Annotated in this window: 17 protein-coding genes and 1 riboswitch; of the genes, 11 read left to right on the forward strand and 6 right to left on the reverse strand. The window is 69.2% G+C overall.

Annotated features, from left to right (window positions below; all coding sequences use genetic code 11):
* A partial coding sequence (locus tag PKE84_RS11480) for a DUF222 domain-containing protein (protein WP_271177386.1) occupies positions 1-1,017 on the reverse strand: 1,017 nt, incomplete at its 3' end.
* A 189-nt stretch (positions 1,018-1,206) separates the two neighbouring features.
* Here PKE84_RS11480 and PKE84_RS11485 point away from each other — a divergent pair.
* From PKE84_RS11485 to ribH, 5 genes are all read left to right on the forward strand, one after another.
* Positions 1,207-2,112 carry an SDR family NAD(P)-dependent oxidoreductase gene (locus PKE84_RS11485; protein ID WP_271177387.1) on the forward strand — a complete coding sequence of 302 codons (906 nt, stop codon included), beginning with the start codon at positions 1,207-1,209 and terminating at the stop codon, positions 2,110-2,112.
* Between the two features lie 98 nt (positions 2,113-2,210).
* Positions 2,211-2,369: riboswitch (FMN riboswitch) on the forward strand.
* A gap of 85 nt (positions 2,370-2,454) precedes the next feature.
* Entirely contained in the window at positions 2,455-3,534 is a 1,080-nt protein-coding gene (gene ribD, locus PKE84_RS11490) for a bifunctional diaminohydroxyphosphoribosylaminopyrimidine deaminase/5-amino-6-(5-phosphoribosylamino)uracil reductase RibD (protein WP_271177388.1), read from the forward strand.
* Between the two features lie 2 nt (positions 3,535-3,536).
* Positions 3,537-4,199, forward strand: a complete 663-nt coding sequence (locus tag PKE84_RS11495) for a riboflavin synthase (protein WP_271177389.1) — start codon at positions 3,537-3,539, stop codon at positions 4,197-4,199.
* Positions 4,196-5,464, forward strand: coding sequence for a GTP cyclohydrolase II (ribA, locus tag PKE84_RS11500; protein WP_271177390.1), 1,269 nt, complete (start codon positions 4,196-4,198; stop codon positions 5,462-5,464). Before PKE84_RS11495 ends, ribA begins: the two co-directional genes overlap by 4 nt.
* Entirely contained in the window at positions 5,461-5,931 is a 471-nt protein-coding gene (gene ribH, locus PKE84_RS11505) for a 6,7-dimethyl-8-ribityllumazine synthase (protein ID WP_271177391.1), read from the forward strand. The genes ribA and ribH overlap by 4 nt, the downstream gene beginning before the upstream one ends.
* Positions 5,932-5,958: 27 nt before the next feature.
* Here ribH and PKE84_RS11510 read toward each other — a convergent pair whose 3' ends face one another.
* The gene (locus PKE84_RS11510; protein WP_271177392.1) at positions 5,959-6,459 is read right to left on the reverse strand and encodes a DUF2269 family protein; all 501 of its coding nucleotides are present in this window, start codon (positions 6,457-6,459) and stop codon (positions 5,959-5,961) included.
* Between the two features lie 214 nt (positions 6,460-6,673).
* Between PKE84_RS11510 and PKE84_RS11515 the strand changes: the two genes are divergently transcribed.
* The 4 genes from PKE84_RS11515 (at position 6,674) to PKE84_RS11530 (ending at position 9,308) form a co-directional block, all read left to right on the forward strand.
* Complete coding sequence (locus tag PKE84_RS11515; protein WP_271177393.1) at positions 6,674-8,011, forward strand: MFS transporter; 1,338 nt, start codon at positions 6,674-6,676, stop codon at positions 8,009-8,011.
* A gap of 109 nt (positions 8,012-8,120) precedes the next feature.
* A complete protein-coding gene (locus PKE84_RS11520) occupies positions 8,121-8,477 on the forward strand; it encodes an ArsR/SmtB family transcription factor (protein ID WP_271177394.1) in 357 nt (118 codons plus the stop codon).
* Positions 8,478-8,529: 52 nt separating this feature from the next.
* Positions 8,530-9,030 carry an SRPBCC domain-containing protein gene (locus tag PKE84_RS11525; RefSeq protein WP_271177395.1) on the forward strand — a complete coding sequence of 167 codons (501 nt, stop codon included), beginning with the start codon at positions 8,530-8,532 and terminating at the stop codon, positions 9,028-9,030.
* Between the two features lie 11 nt (positions 9,031-9,041).
* Positions 9,042-9,308: an antibiotic biosynthesis monooxygenase family protein gene (locus PKE84_RS11530; RefSeq protein ID WP_271177396.1), complete on the forward strand. Its 267-nt coding sequence runs from the start codon at positions 9,042-9,044 to the stop codon at positions 9,306-9,308.
* Positions 9,309-9,348: 40 nt separating this feature from the next.
* Here the strand turns inward: PKE84_RS11530 and PKE84_RS11535 are convergent, their stop codons facing one another.
* The 4 genes from PKE84_RS11535 to PKE84_RS11550 are packed head-to-tail and all read right to left on the reverse strand — an operon-like array spanning position 9,349 to position 12,665.
* A complete protein-coding gene (locus PKE84_RS11535) occupies positions 9,349-10,179 on the reverse strand; it encodes an ABC transporter permease (RefSeq protein WP_271177397.1) in 831 nt (276 codons plus the stop codon).
* Positions 10,176-11,021, reverse strand: coding sequence for an ABC transporter permease (locus PKE84_RS11540; RefSeq protein ID WP_271177398.1), 846 nt, complete (start codon positions 11,019-11,021; stop codon positions 10,176-10,178). Before PKE84_RS11540 ends, PKE84_RS11535 begins: the two co-directional genes overlap by 4 nt.
* Positions 11,018-11,944 carry an ABC transporter ATP-binding protein gene (locus tag PKE84_RS11545; RefSeq protein ID WP_271177399.1) on the reverse strand — a complete coding sequence of 309 codons (927 nt, stop codon included), beginning with the start codon at positions 11,942-11,944 and terminating at the stop codon, positions 11,018-11,020. Before PKE84_RS11545 ends, PKE84_RS11540 begins: the two co-directional genes overlap by 4 nt.
* 49 nt (positions 11,945-11,993) lie before the next feature.
* Positions 11,994-12,665: a GAP family protein gene (locus tag PKE84_RS11550; protein ID WP_271177400.1), complete on the reverse strand. Its 672-nt coding sequence runs from the start codon at positions 12,663-12,665 to the stop codon at positions 11,994-11,996.
* Between the two features lie 158 nt (positions 12,666-12,823).
* Between PKE84_RS11550 and PKE84_RS11555 the strand changes: the two genes are divergently transcribed.
* Positions 12,824-13,039, forward strand: coding sequence for a hypothetical protein (locus PKE84_RS11555; protein ID WP_271177401.1), 216 nt, complete (start codon positions 12,824-12,826; stop codon positions 13,037-13,039).
* A 62-nt stretch (positions 13,040-13,101) separates the two neighbouring features.
* Entirely contained in the window at positions 13,102-15,066 is a 1,965-nt protein-coding gene (locus PKE84_RS11560) for an ABC transporter ATP-binding protein (protein ID WP_271177402.1), read from the forward strand.
* Positions 15,067-15,085 lie beyond the last annotated feature (19 nt).

Below are 15,085 nucleotides of genomic sequence, written 5' to 3' on the forward strand. Positions count from 1 at the left end.
GTCGAGCTGTCCGGTGCCGTGCCCGTTTCGGAGTTGTTCCAGACCGATCCGGACGACGACCGTGACCGGTGCGGTGGCAGTGACGGCGTCAGAGCCGGTGCGCGGGCAGCTGATGCGGTGCCGGAAGATCTCGGTGGCTGCATCCGACCGCAGTTGCGCCATGCTCCGAGACTCCACCGGCTCACTCGGTGCACTTGAAGCGTGCGAACCATCCGCGTGAGCGGCGTCGACTCCAACGTCAGCGTCGGGGTCGTGGAAGCGGACCGTGCGCAGGTCGCGCCCGACGGCTGCGTCGATCGCGGTGACCACATACCCGGCGGACTCGGGATCGAGATACCAGTCGACGTGGGTCATGCCGTCGGCGGTGGTCGAGATCGTCAACGAGCGGCGCTGGCGGCGACGCTTCTCCCGCGACAGGATGCCGTCATCGTCGAGACGGTCCCGCACCTGGACCGCCAACGCCCGCAACTGCGCCACCGTCAGATCGGGAGCATTCTCGACCAGCAGCCGCTCACCCAGCGCCAGCGCATCCGACGAACACGCGGGCGCCGCCAAAGACAGCTCCCGCACGATCACCGCCGCCTGCTCAACACTGACGCGTGCCGCACCGGAACCGTCGACGCCTGCGTCGCTACCGACCGGATCGAGCTCACGGGTGACCGTTGCGGCGAGCGCGGGATGCGTCGCCGGCAGAGGCTCGCCCGCGAGCGAGACGCGTGGTGTTGTCGCCTCCCCCACGCTGCAGAACCGGCGCGCCGTCGGGAGCGAGATCCGCCACCTCTCCGCGATCAACGCCGCGGGCCGGGAGTGACCTGCGCGGCGAACGGGGTTCTCATCGCCAAGGATCAGCGACCGGCGTGCCAGCTCGCCGGCAACTCCCACCTTCACCGCGTCGAGGACGGCCTGTGCATCGGCCAGCACATCGAGCGCCGCCAGCAACCCGTCGCGCGACAGCTCTGCGGGTGACCCGAGTTCCCGGAGGGAGCTGCGCAGAGCGTCGGCTGGTGTTGCGGTCATGACTTAATCCCATCACCGACCACCGACACTTTGGCGTCCTAAAAACAAGCATTGACCGGCACTTTTTCTGTGGATAGATCGCAGGACTCCAGGCTTGTGGAGGAAGGTGCAACCACGCGCCGCCGAAGGTGCCGACGTGCAAGCGCCCCCTCCCGGCCCCCGTTCACCCGCCGATGCGAAACTGGCCGCATGACCGCATCAGCACCTGAACCAGCACCAGCATCAGCACCCGCACCCGCCTCCGAATCCGCATCGGCGCCCGTCCTGCTCATCACCGGCACCTCATCCGGAATCGGCCGCGCGACCGCCGTCGCCGCCGCCCGGGCCGGATACACCGTCGTCGCCACGATGCGCGATGTGACCAAGGCAGCCCCGCTCCGGGCCGCAGCGCTCGAGGCCGGCGTGACCGTCGACGTGCAGCCGCTCGACGTGACGGACGCCGCCTCCATCGAAGCCGGCATCGGGTACGTCATCGCCACCTACGGCCGGCTGGATGCCCTGCTCAACAACGCCGGCGCCGGTCACGTCGGAACCATCGAAGCCGAGCCGCTCGACGCGGTGCGTGCAGTGATGGAGGTGAACTTCTTCGGCGTCGTCGCCGTCAGCAGGGCGGCAATGCCTCTGCTGCGCGAGAGCCGGGGACGGCTGGTGACGGTCTCGAGCGTCGGGGGCGTCGTCGGGCAGCCGTTCAACGAGGCATACTGCGCGGCCAAGTTCGCGGTCGAGGGGTTCCTCGAATCGCTCGCTCCCGTCGCCGCGACGGTCGGGGTCAGGGTGACGGTGGTCGAGCCGGGCGCCGTTTCGACCGAGTTCGTCGCGAACGTTGGCGTCGATGGGTCGCAGCCGACGGACGGCACGCCGTACGAGCCGGCCTTCGCCGCGTATCTCGAGCGGACGCGGACGGCCTTCGATCCTGCCAACGCGCAGACGGCCGAGGGAGTCGCCGACGTGCTGGTCGAGCTGCTCCTCTCGGATGAACCTCCCGCCCGCGTGCAGACCTCCGAGGCGGCGAAGCGCTTCGTCGGCGTCAAGCTCGCCGACCTCGACGGCTCCGCCGTGCAGGGCCTCACCGCCGGCTGGGTCGCGACCGCCTGACGTGGGCGTAGAACACCGACTGGCGCGTGCGTAACACCCCGTCGCATCCTTCGGGAATAGACCGCGCTGTAACGCGTTGATCTAGACTCAGAACGATAAACGTGCTCCGGGGTCGGTGAAAGTCCGAACCGGCGGTGACAGTCCGCGAGCGGGACTGCGTGCGAACGCAGCCTGCTGATCCGGTGGAATTCCGGGACCGACGGTAATGGGGTCAGGCGTGAGCCTGGCCGCTCAGTCCGGATGGGAGGCAGCACGGCGGACGGTCGTCTCGACCGCTCCGCACGGGTGACTTCTGTCACGCGACCCCGGAAGACGTCTCGACCGAGAGACAGGACTGACCGGATGACGTGGGAAGCGGCCATGCGCACCGCCATCGAGCTCGCGCACAACGGGCCGGCGACAGGTGTGAACCCCCGCGTGGGCTGCGTGATCCTCGACGCCGACGGCGTGACACTCGCCGAGGGCTGGCACCGCGGCGTCGGAACGGCGCACGCAGAAGTGGATGCCCTCAGCAAGCTGCCCGAAGGCGGCGCTCGCGGAGCCACGGCCGTCGTCACGCTCGAGCCCTGCAATCACACAGGTCACACCGGGCCCTGCTCCGAGGCGCTGATCGCCGCGGGCATCGGCCGGGTCGTCTACGCGGCGAGCGACCCCGGGCACATGTCGGGTGGCGGAGCCGCGCGGCTGCGCGAGGCCGGCGTCGATGTGACGGGCGGCGTGCTCGTCTCCGAGGTGGAGGCGTTCCTCGACGACTGGCTGACAGCGGCACGCCTCGGGCGTCCGTACATCACCGTCAAGTGGGCCAGCAGCCTGGACGGGCGGATCGCGGCGCTGGACGGCACGAGCACGTGGATCACCGGTGCCGCGGCGCGGCAGCGTGTGCACGAGCAGCGCGAGGCCTCCGACGCGATCATCGTCGGCACGGGCACCGTGCTCGCCGACGACCCGAGCCTCACCGCACGCGGCGACGCCGGCGAGCTGATGGCCCGCCAGCCGGCACCCGTCGTCGTCGGCACCCGCGCCATCCCGAAGGATGCCGCCGTGTTCCGGCACCCGCATCCGGTGATCTTCGAGGGCACGCACGACGTGCACGAAGTGGTGCGGGATCTGCGAGCACGCGGCTTCCGGCGGGTCTACGTCGAGGGCGGCCCCACGCTCGCCAGCGCGTTCGTCGCCGCCGGGCTCGTGGACGAGTTCGCCATCTACCTCGCGCCGACCCTGCTGGGCGGAAACCGCCTGGCGCTCGGCGACATCGGGATCAGCACGATCGGCGAGCAGCTGAAGCTGCGCATCCTGTCGGTCGATCAGCTGGGGAGCGACCTGCTCATCCGGGCGGTTCCCCTGAGAAGCGAAGCGGCGCAGCGCCCGGGTGACGTAGCGCAGCGACCAAGCGATACAGCGCAGCAGACAGAAGGAGACTGAGGATGTTCACCGGAATCATCGAGGAGCTCGGAGAGATCACGGCGGTCGACTGGGCGGACGACGCGGCGCGCGTCACGGTGCGCGGACCCGTCGCGGTCAGCGACGCCAAACACGGCGACTCCATCTCTGTGAGCGGCGTGTGCCTGACGGTCATCGACCAGGATGCCGTGAGCTTCACCGCGGACGTGATGGCCGAGACGCTCGCGATGAGCACCCTCGACGGGGTCCAGCCCGGACGCCGGGTGAACCTCGAGCGCGCCGCACAGGTCGGAGACCGCCTCGGCGGCCACATCGTGCAGGGTCACATCGACGGCACGGCCACGATCCTCGCGATCACCGAGGGCAGCGCGTGGCGCGTCGTGCGGCTCAGCCTCGACCCGGAGCACGCTCCGCTCGTAGCGCGCAAGGGCTCCATCGCGATCGACGGCGTCTCGCTCACCGTGAGCGAGGTCGGCGGCGGCCTCGACGACGGCTGGTTCGAGGTGTCCCTCATCCCGGAGACCCTCGAAGCCACCACCCTCGGCGACCGCGTCGTGGGCGACCGCGTCAACATCGAGACCGACATCCTGGCCCGCCACGTCGAGCGGATGCTCGGGCTGGGCTACCTCGGACGGGAAGAAGTCCTCCCCTCGTCCATCATCGAACCGGAACGGAGCGCTTCATGAGCCTCGCCACCATCCCCCAGGCCCTCAGCGCACTGCGCGAAGGCCGACCGGTCATCGTCGCGGACAACGAGAGCCGCGAGAACGAGGGCGACGTCATCATCGCCGCCGAACTCGCCAGCCAGGAGTGGATCGCCTGGACGGTCAAGAACTCCTCCGGCTTCATCTGCGCTCCGATGACGAACGAGATCGCCGACAGGCTCGAGCTCCCCGTCATGGTCGCCGTCAACGAGGATGCCCGCGGAACGAACTACACCGTGAGCGTCGACGCGGCCGACCGCCTCAGCACCGGCATCAGCGCGGCGGATCGCGCGCACACCCTGCGCGTGCTCGCCGACCTGGACTCGACGCCCGCCAGCCTGCACCGCCCCGGCCACATCCTGCCGCTGCGCGCCGTCGACGGAGGCGTGCGCGAGCGCGACGGCCACACCGAGGCCGCCGTCGACCTGATGAAGCTCGCCGGTCTCACCCCGGTCGCGGCGATCGCCGAGATCGTCGCCGACGACGGCGAGATGATGCGCCTGCCGGGCCTCATCGAACTGGGCGAGCGCGAAGACGTGCTCGTCATCACGATCGAGGCGCTGATCGCCTACCTTCAGGAGTTCCACTGCGACCAGCAGCTCGAATCGGTCACCCCTATCCCCGAGACGTCGCGAGTTATCTTCGAGGTCGAGACCACGGTGCCCACCACGCACGGGCCGTTCAAGATGCGCGCGTACCGCGACCGGATGACCGGAGCCGACCACGTCGCGATCGTCGCCGGCAACCCCACCGCGAACGGCACGCTGGTCCGCGTGCACTCGGAGTGCCTGACGGGCGAAGCATTCGGTTCGCTGAAGTGCGAGTGCGGACCCCAGCTCGACGCAGCCCTGGACACGATCCAGCGCGACGGAGGCGTCGTCGTCTACCTGCGCGGCCACGAGGGCCGGGGCATCGGCCTGATCAACAAGCTCCGTGCCTACAAGCTGCAGGAGGAGGGACTCGACACGCTCGACGCCAACCTCGCCCTGGGGCTGCCGATCGATGCCCGCGACTACCGCGCGGCGACGGCCATCCTGCAGGACCTCGGCATCTCGTCGGTGCGCCTGCTGACCAACAACCCTGAGAAGGTGCGCCAGCTCGAAGAGCACGGGATCGCCGTCGACGAGCGCGTCCCGCTCGTCGTGGGCGTCGGCGCCTTCAACGAGGGCTACCTCGAGACCAAGCGTGACCGGATGGGTCACGACATCCCCCAGGCTGAGATCGCAGCAGAAAGGACCGGACGATGAGCGGAGCAGGAGCACCGGAGGCGACGGAGAAGCTCGACGGGAGCGGCCTGCGGGTCGTCATCATCGCGGGCACGTGGCACGAGCAGATCACCGACGGGCTGATCGCGGGCGCGGAACGGACGCTGCGCGAGGCCGGTGCGGAGTACAGCCTCGTGCGTGTCCCCGGCAGTTTCGAGCTCCCGGTCGCCTCCAAGCGGGCGCTCGAGGGCGGGGCGGATGCGGTGGTCGCGCTCGGCGTGATCATCCGCGGCGGCACCCCGCACTTCGAGTACGTCTCGTCGGCGGCGACCGACGGCCTCACCCGCGTCGCCATCGACACGGGCAAGCCGGTGGGCTTCGGCGTGCTGACGCTCGACGACGAGGCGCAGGGCCTCGACCGCGCTGGTCTCGAGGGCTCCCACGAGGACAAGGGCGCCGAGGCGGCCCACGCCGCCCTCGCGACGGCGCTCGTGCTGCGCGGGCTCTAGCCCGCGTGCGCTAGCCCCGGCTGCGGGCTACGGCTTCCAGACCATGAGGACGACGACCACGACGAGCAGGATGCTCGCCACGCCGGAGCCCGCAGCGATCGCCGGGTAGCCGCGCGCCTCGAGATCGGCCGCTTCGGCCGCTGGCGTCGGAACCGACCCGCCGGCCACGGCCGGAGCGGCGGTCGCGGAGGTCAGCCCGTCCAGGGCGTCGGCCGCGCGCCGCATCGCCGGCACGACCACGAACAGCGTGAGCCCGAGCGCGATGACGTAGGCGATGATCGACCACAGGATCCACGGCGTGGTGATCGACGTCTTGTACTTCGGGTCGGACATTCCCATCACGGCGAACCCGAACAGCACGGTGAGCAGCGACAGCAGCGAGAAGATGTTCGTGGACTTCGCCAATGTCCTCACCTGGGAGGCGTTTCCGGCGCGGACGGCGCGCATGGCCGTCATGGGCAGGATCGCCATCGGGCCGACGATGAAGACGGCCGACACGACGTGCAGAACGTTGAACAGGGTATCCATGCGACCAGACTAACGAGGCGCCCGATTCGGCGCCGTCGCGCTCTCGACATAGGGTGGAAGGGCGCCACAAGCGCATCCAGTTCCGCTCACGTGTTCGCAGACGCCCGACCGACGCCCGTCACACCGCGTTGTCCCCTCGTCTCCTGCCGCGCCTTCAGGCGGCTCGCACCGTCGCGTCCGTCCTGACGCGGCATCCCTCATCCGGAGTTCTCTCATGTCTTCGACGGTTTCCGTCACCCCGCCCACCCCCGCCCCCGCCAACACGCGCGGTCGTGTCATCCTGGCCAGCCTCATCGGCACCTCGATCGAGTTCTACGACTTCTACGTCTACGCGACGGCCGCCGTGCTGGTCTTCCCGTCGCTGTTCTTCACGAACGAGGATCCGACCACCGCCCTGCTCGCGTCATTCGCCGTCTTCGGCGTCGCGTTCATCGCGCGGCCGATCGGTTCGATCGTGTTCGGCCACTTCGGCGACCGGATCGGGCGCAAGGGCACGCTGGTCGGCTCGCTGCTGACGATGGGCATCGCCACGGTGCTGATCGGCTGCCTCCCCACGGCGCAGGTGCCGGGCTGGGAGTTCTGGGCGCCGTTCCTGCTGGTGGTCATGCGGTTCTGCCAGGGACTGGGCCTCGGCGGCGAGTGGAGTGGCGCCGCCCTCCTCGCCACGGAGAACGCACCGGCGGGCAAGCGCGCGATCTACGGCACGTTCCCGCAGCTGGGCGCGCCCATCGGCTTCATCGTCGCGAACGTCCTGTTCCTCATCCTGAACCTGTCGATGAGCGCTGAGGCGTTCGCGGCGTGGGGCTGGCGGCTGCCGTTCCTGCTGAGCGCCGTGCTCGTGATCGTCGGGCTCTACGTGCGCCTCAAGCTCGTCGAGACGCCCGCCTTCCAGAAGGTCGTCGACACCGGCGAGGTGGCGAAGCTGCCGCTGGCGCGCGTGTTCCGCAGCAGTTGGCGGCAGATCGTGCTCGGCACGTTCATCATGCTGGCGACCTACGTGTTGTTCTACCTGATGACCGCGTTCACGCTCACCTACGGCACCACGGCCAAGCCGGCCGGCCTGGGCTACACGCGCAACGAGTTCTTGATCATGCTGATCGTCGGCGTCGTCTTCTTCGGCGTGTTCACCCTGGTCGCCGGACCGCTCGCGGAGCGCTTCGGCCGCCGCAAGACGCTGATCTGGGTGACCATCGGCATCATCGTGTTCGGCCTGCTCTTCGTGCCGCTGTTCGCGGGCGGCACCGTCGGCACGATGGCGCTGCTGATCGTGGGATTCACCCTCATGGGCCTCACCTTCGGGCCGATGGGCGCCGAACTGCCCGAGCTGTTCCCGACCAACGTGCGCTACACCGGGTCGGCGATCAGCTACAACCTGTCGAGCGTGCTCGGTGCCGCGGTCGCTCCGACCATCGCGGTCTGGCTGTGGACCATGGCCGGCGGGAGCACCGTGTGGGTCGGCGTCTACCTCTCGGTGGCGGGCGTGCTCACGCTGATCGCCCTGCTGCTCAGCAAGGAGACGCGCGACATCGACTTCACCGACAACGTCTCCTAGGGCTGTCTTTCGTTGAAGGGCGGCGAACGCATCCAACCGCTTCGCGTTGGGTGCGTTTGCCGCCCTTCAACGGTTGTGTTAGTTAGCTGGGCGGCTATATATTGTGCGTGTGGCTACAGATGCGGTGTGGGATGCGCTGGCCGACCCGACCCGGCGACGGATCGTCGAGCTCCTGGTGCGGGAGCCGCTGCGGGCGGGCACGATCGCGGACGAGTTCCCTGTGGCCGCTCCCACGATCAGCCGGCATCTGCGCGTTCTGCGCACGGCGGGCATCATCGAGGAGACCCGCGTCGCCGACGACGCCAGGGTCAAGGTGTACCGGCTGCGGCCGGAGCCTTTCGGCGACCTCGGCGCCTGGATCGACCAGGTGCAGGCGTTCTGGCGCGACCGCCTGAGTGCGTTCGCCGCCGCGGTCGACGACGAGATGGCGCGACCGGGGGCCGCGGGAGCGCACCCGACGGAGTGAGCACGCCCGACGGAGTCGGCACGTCCGACGGAGTCAGTGAGAGGAGCACGACATGAGCGAGACGGCGGAGAGCGACGAGGCGGTCGCGACCACGAGCATCCGGGTCGCAGCGCCGCCTGCGGTGGCGTTCCGGGTGTTCACCGAGCAGATCGGCGGCTGGTGGCGGCGTGGCACGCACTACTGGAACGACGCGGCACGCGGCCTGCGGCTCGAGTTCGAGCCGGGCGTCGGCGGTCGTCTGCTGGAGGTGTACGACGACGGCGCCTACGAGATCGGCCGGGTGACGGCGTGGGAGCCGGCAGAGCTGCTTGGCTTCACCTGGCGTGAGGCGAGCTGGGAGCCGGAGGCGTTCACGACCGTCGACGTGCGGTTCGACGCCGACGGCGACGACGCGACCCTGGTCACCGTGCGGCATGGCGGCTGGGACACCGCGGGGCATCGCGACAGCCTGGGCGGCTACAGCTCGGGATGGGTCGAGCTGCTCGGCTGGTTCGGCGAGAGCGCCGCGCAGGACGGCGAGAGCGCCGCGCGGGCCGGCGACGCGGGGGCGTGATGTTCACGCACATGGCGATCCACCATCCGAAGCCGGAGCACCGCGACGCACTGCGCGCCTCGATGGGGCGCGTCGACGCAGCCGCCACCGGATCGCCCGGCCTGATCCGGATCAACGCCTGGAGCGAGATCGACGGTCCCCGGCTCGTGGGCATCGCGATGTGGGAGTCGCGCGAGGCGTTCGAAGCCGCGGCTCCGCGCATGTTCGGGGCGGTCGCCGACGACCCGTTCGACGTCTGGTCGGCCGCGCCCGCAGAGAACTTCTACCTCGAGGCGTGAGCCCGATCGGAGCGCCACAGCGCTCCTCGCTGCCCGCTCCTCAGTCGAGGAACAGCGTGCGCAGCCGCCGCGTGGTCAGGATGAGCCCCAGTGCGATCATCACCGCGAAATAGAGCACGTGCCAGAGCAGTCCCCACGACACCGCCCCGGTCGTGAGCCCGCGCACGAGCTCCACGCCCTGCCAGAGCGGCATGGCCCGGATGACCCACTGGATGCCCTCCGGATACACCGTGATCGGGTAGAAGGTGGCTGACAGCAGGAACATCGGCAGCATGATGAAGTTGATCCAGTCCATCTGCTGGAACGTCTTCATGTAACTGGTGATGCCCATCCCGAAGCTGGCGAAGCCGAACGCGATCAGCAGGACCGCCGGCAGCGCGAGGATCGCCCACCACGACAGGTTCAGTCCGAGGACCTGCATCACCAACATGAAGCCGACCGCGTACAGCGCCCCGCGGGCGAGGGCGAGGAGGATCTCCCCCAGCGCCACGTCGAGCGGCCCGAGCGACGTGGCGAGCATCCCCTCGTAGAGCTTCGCGAAGTGCATCTTGAAGAAGACGTTCCAGGTGGAGTCGTAGACCGCGCCGTTCATCGCCGCCGTGGCCAGCAGGGCCGGTGCGATGAAGGCGGCGTACGAGACCGGCTGCCCGGTCGAGGTCACCACGTCGCCGACGAGCGCGCCGAGGCCGATGCCGAGCGAGAGCAGATAGAAGATCGGCTCGAAGAAGCCGGAGACCACGACCAGCCAGTTGGTGCTGCGCGTCGCCAGCCACCCGCGCTGCATGACCGCCGACGCGTTTCCGGCGTACAGCGAACGCAACGGCCGTGTGTGCGAGACGGAGGCGATCAGCTTCTCGTCGGTGACGGTCACTTGTTCAACCTCCTCGCGGCGATGCGCCGGGTCCACATCCAGAAGCCGACGAACAGCGCACTCAGATAGAGCACGTGCGTGATCGTGAGCCAGATCGGCTCCGGCGACCCGTAGGTGAAGACGCGCGCCAGCTCCGTGGAGTGCCACAGCGGTGAGATCCAGCCGATCCACTGCAGGAACGGGGGCATCGACGACAGCGGGAAGAACGTGCCGGAGAACAACGTCATCGGCAGCAGCACGAAGCGCATCAGCATCGCGAGCTGGCCGGTGTCCTGCTCCAGCGTGGCGACGTACGCCATCACGGGGACGCCGAAGGCGAGGCCGCCGAGTACGGCGACCGGGATGGCCAGGAACCCGGTGGGCAGCGGCACCGCGCCGAACAGCAGCATCACGGCGTAGTAGATGATGCTGGCCGCGAGCAGGCGGGCGACCACGGAGATCACGATGCCGTCGATGATCTGCCCGGGTGCGATCGGCGCGGCGTTCATGCCGTAGAAGGTGGGGTTCCACTTGAAGCCGAGCATCACCGGATAGGTGAACTCCTCGCTCGCGATGGTGACGGCGGCGGTGCAGAGGAGCGCCGGCGCGACGAAGGCGAGGTAGCTCACACCGTCGACGCCCTCATCGCCGAGGTTGTGGCTGACCAGGCTGCCCAGCCCGATCCCCATGGCGAAGAGGTAGAGCAGCGGGTACCCGAAGGCCGTCATCAGCACGGTCTGCAGGTACGAGCGCATCACCCGGAAGCGGTGCTCCGCGACGTACCAGGCGCCGAACCGCCGCGGCTTGACGGCGCCGGCGATGGCGACGCGGGCATCCGGCGAGGCCGTCGAGAGCTCGGTCATTCGATCAGACTCCGGCCGGTGAGTCGCAGGAACACGTCTTCGAGGCTCGACCGTCGCACCAGGCTCGTGATCGGATGCAGCCCGCGCTCGGTGATGCGGGTGAGCTCCGCCTCGCCGTCGTCGCTGTAGACGAGGATGCGGTCGGGCAGCACTTCGATGCGCTCCCCGATGCCGCCGAGCTGGCCGGCCACGTCGGCGTTGCGTTCCGAGCCGAACCGCACCTCGAGCACCTCGCGCGACGAATACTGCCGGATGAGCGCAGCGGGCGCGCCCTCCGCCATGATGGTGCCCTTGTCGACCACGACGAGTCGATCGCAGAGCTGCTCCGCCTCGTCCATGTAGTGCGTCGTGAGCACGAGAGTGGTGCCCTGCTCCTTGAGCCGGAACAGGCGGTCCCACAGGATGTGCCTGGCCTGCGGGTCGAGGCCGGTCGTCGGTTCGTCGAGCAGCAGGATGCGCGGGTCGTTGATGAGCGCCCTGGCGATCGTGAGACGCCGCTTCATGCCGCCGGAGAGGTCGTCGACCTTCGCCTTGGCCTTGTCTTGAAGTTGTGCGAACTCGAGGAGTTCGTCGGCGCGCTTGCGCACCCGTGCGCCGGGCAGGCCGAAGTAGCGGCCGTAGACGATGAGGTTGTCGCGCACCCTCAGCTCGGTGTCGAGGTTGTCGGCCTGGGGCACGACGCCCAGCTGCGACCGGATCTCGGGACCGTAGCGATCGGGGTCGAGGCCCAGGATGCTCAGCTCGCCGTCGGTGCGGGTGGAGACCGCGCCCACCATGCGCATCGTGGTGGACTTACCGGCACCGTTGGGCCCGAGCAGGCCGAACGATTCCCCGGAATCGACCTCGAAGCTGATTCCGTTGACAGCGGCGAACTCCTTGTACTTCTTGACGAGGTTGTTCGCGGTGATGACGGGCGTCGGCATAGTTCAGAACACTAGCCCGATGCGCCGACATTGCCAGGGGCCCGGCAGGTCAGAAGTCGGCGATGCCCTTGCCGATCAGCACGACCCCGATCACGAGCAGCAGAACCGTCATGATCGTCGCGTTGTTCGCGAGGAGCCAGACGCGCAGCGCGTCGAGCGGGCCGGCCATCTTGGCCGACGCCAGGAGGTAGGCGACGACCGGGATCACGACGGTGCACGCCGCGATGAGGACGAAGATCACGATCGCGATCACCTGCTGGCCGACGGCGATGCCCGAACCGCCGATCGCGAGGCCTCCGGCGACCGCCATCAGCAGGTTCTTGGGGTTGACGGCCGCGAGCAGGAAGCCGAGGCCGAGAGCGGCGGCCGGCTTCATGGAGTCGATGGCGGACATCCACTTCGGTGTCGCCGCCGTCTCCCCCGCGTGCGGGCGCTTGCGCCACTGGCTCCAGGCCAGCAGGAGCAGCGCGAGCCCGAGGATGATCTTGATCACGCCGGCGATCGGCTTGGAGGCGGACGGGTCGGCCGCCGGGATCACCGCGGAGAGCAGGGTGAACACCACGACCGCGACCACGATGCCGAGGAGCCAGCCGATCATGAAGCCGACGCTGGTACCGCGCGCCTTGGGCGAGAGGAGCATCAGGATCGCCGCGATGATGGGGATCGGACTGATCGCCACCCCGAGCGCGCTGGGCAGGATCTCCCCGATGACACCGTTCACGTCGTTCCCCTCTCGACAGCCTGGATCACTTGTGCCGAACCTAGCGCACCGGTGGTTGCTGAGCCAGGTGCAGCGCTGACGAGGCTCGTGCACCCGTTCGCGGCGAGCGAAGTCAATCCAGGTTGACGCTGGGGTCCTCGTCAACTAGCGTTGACCGCATGGACGTCAGCACCATCCACACCCTCGCCGGCGATGCCGGATCCGACGACCCCATCGTTGCCCTGCGCGCGATCGCGAAACTCCGCAGCGAACTCGACCGCGTCGAATCCGCTGCTGTGCGGCGCGCGCGCAACGCCAACGCGACCTGGCAGCTCATCGCGCTCGCCCTCGGTGTGAGCAAACAAGCAGTTCACAAGAAGTACGGTCGAATGTAGCGTCTGCACCCCTCCCCGACCGGCGCACCCCCGAATCCCGATACGGAACGAACGAAACCGACATGAGCACCGAAAAGACCACCACTCCGCGCCGCCGCTTCGGCCGCCCGGCGAAAGACGGCGACGAGGGCCCCCGCGCCCGCTTCAGCCAGCTCCTCCCCTACCTGCTCGAGCACCGCGCCGTGCTCTCGATCGTGATCGTGCTGAGCATCCTCGGCGCCGCCGCGAGCCTCGCGCAGCCGCTGCTCGTCAGCCAGGTCATCGAGGTGGTCGGCAAGCAGCAGCCCCTCGGCGGGCTGGTCTGGCTCCTCGTCATCCTGGTCATCGTCTCCGGCCTGATCTCCGGCTACCAGCACTACCTGCTGCAGCGCACGGGCGAGGGCGTCGTGCTCTCGTCGCGGCGCCGCCTGGTCGGCCGGATGCTGCGCCTTCCGATCAGCGAGTTCGACACCCGCCGCACGGGAGACCTCGTCTCGCGTGTCGGCTCCGACACCACGCTGCTGCGCGCGGTTCTGACCCAGGGACTCGTCGAAGCGATCGGCGGAGCGCTCACCTTCGTCGGCGCGCTCATCGCGATGCTGATCATCGACCCGGTGCTCCTCGGCCTCACGGTGCTCGTCATCGCGGTGTCGATCGTCGTCGTGACCCTGCTGTCGGGGCGCATCCGGGTGGCGAGCCAGAAGGCGCAGAACAAGGTCGGCGATCTGGCCGCGTCGGTCGAGCGGGCGATCAGCTCGGTGCGCACGATCCGCGCCTCGAACGCGACCGATCGCGAGATCGCCTCCATCGAGAACGACGCCACCGGCGCCTGGAAGATGGGGATCACGGTCGCCAAGATCTCGGCACTCGTGGTTCCCGTGGCCGGCATCGCGATGCAGGTGTCGTTCCTGGTGGTGCTCGGCGTCGGCGGCTTCCGCGTGGCGAGCGGGGCCATCACGGTGGCGAACCTCGTGGCGTTCATCCTGTTCCTGTTCATGATGATCCTGCCGCTGGGCCAGGCGTTCGGCGCGGTGACCGCCGTGAACGCCGCGCTCGGAGCGCTGGGGCGCATCCAGGAGATCATCGACCTGCCGACGGAGGACCAGTTCGACCGCGAGATCGCGCCGCTCGCGATGACCGTCGGCGCCGCCAACGAGGGCCTCGCACCCGACGCACCCGCGATCGAGTTCGCCGGGGTGCACTTCGCCTACCCGGACTCCGCGGTGAAAGAGGAGCCGTCGGACCCCGCCCGGGTCGCGCTCGGTGACGACCGGCCCGTGCTCGGCGCACTCAGTGGCGAGGACGTCGTGGCGGAGGCCGAGGCGGCGGCAGGCATCGGGTCGGCCGACGCTCCGCGGCACCGGCAGGGCGGCGTGCTGCACGGCGTCGACTTCGCGGCCCCGCGCGGCAAGCGCACGGCCCTCGTCGGGCCGTCCGGCGCGGGCAAGTCGACCATCCTGTCGCTGATCGAGCGGTTCTACGACCCTGCCGAGGGCGCCGTGAAGTTCGGCGGACTGGACATCCGGACGCTCGACCGCACGGCGCTGCGCGCGCAGATCGGCTACGTGGAGCAGGACGCCCCGGTGCTCGCCGGCTCCCTGCGCGACAACCTCACGCTGTCAGCGCCGGACGCGACGGACGCGGAGTGCATCGACGTGCTGCACGCGGTCAACCTGACCGAGGTGCTCGAGCGCAACGACCTCGGGCTCAGCGCGCCGGTCGGCGAAGACGGGATCATGCTCTCCGGTGGCGAGCGCCAGCGGCTCGCAATTGCAAGAGCGCTGCTCGCGGCGCCGCCCGTGCTGCTGCTCGACGAGTCGACCTCGAGCCTCGACGGGCGCAACGAGCAGCTGATGCGCGAGGCGATCGACGCCGTTGCCGTCGACCGCACGCTGATCGTGATCGCGCACCGGCTGTCGACCGTCGTCGACTCCGACCAGATCGTCGTACTCGACCACGGCCGCGTCATCGGCACCGGCACGCACTCCGAGCTCGTCGAGACGACGCCGCTCTACCGCGACCTCGCCAAGCACCAGCTGCTCGTCTAGGCCGACGCGATCGAGTCCG

It is taken from the genome of Leifsonia poae (assembly GCF_027921845.1).
Lineage (GTDB): Bacteria > Actinomycetota > Actinomycetes > Actinomycetales > Microbacteriaceae > Leifsonia > Leifsonia poae.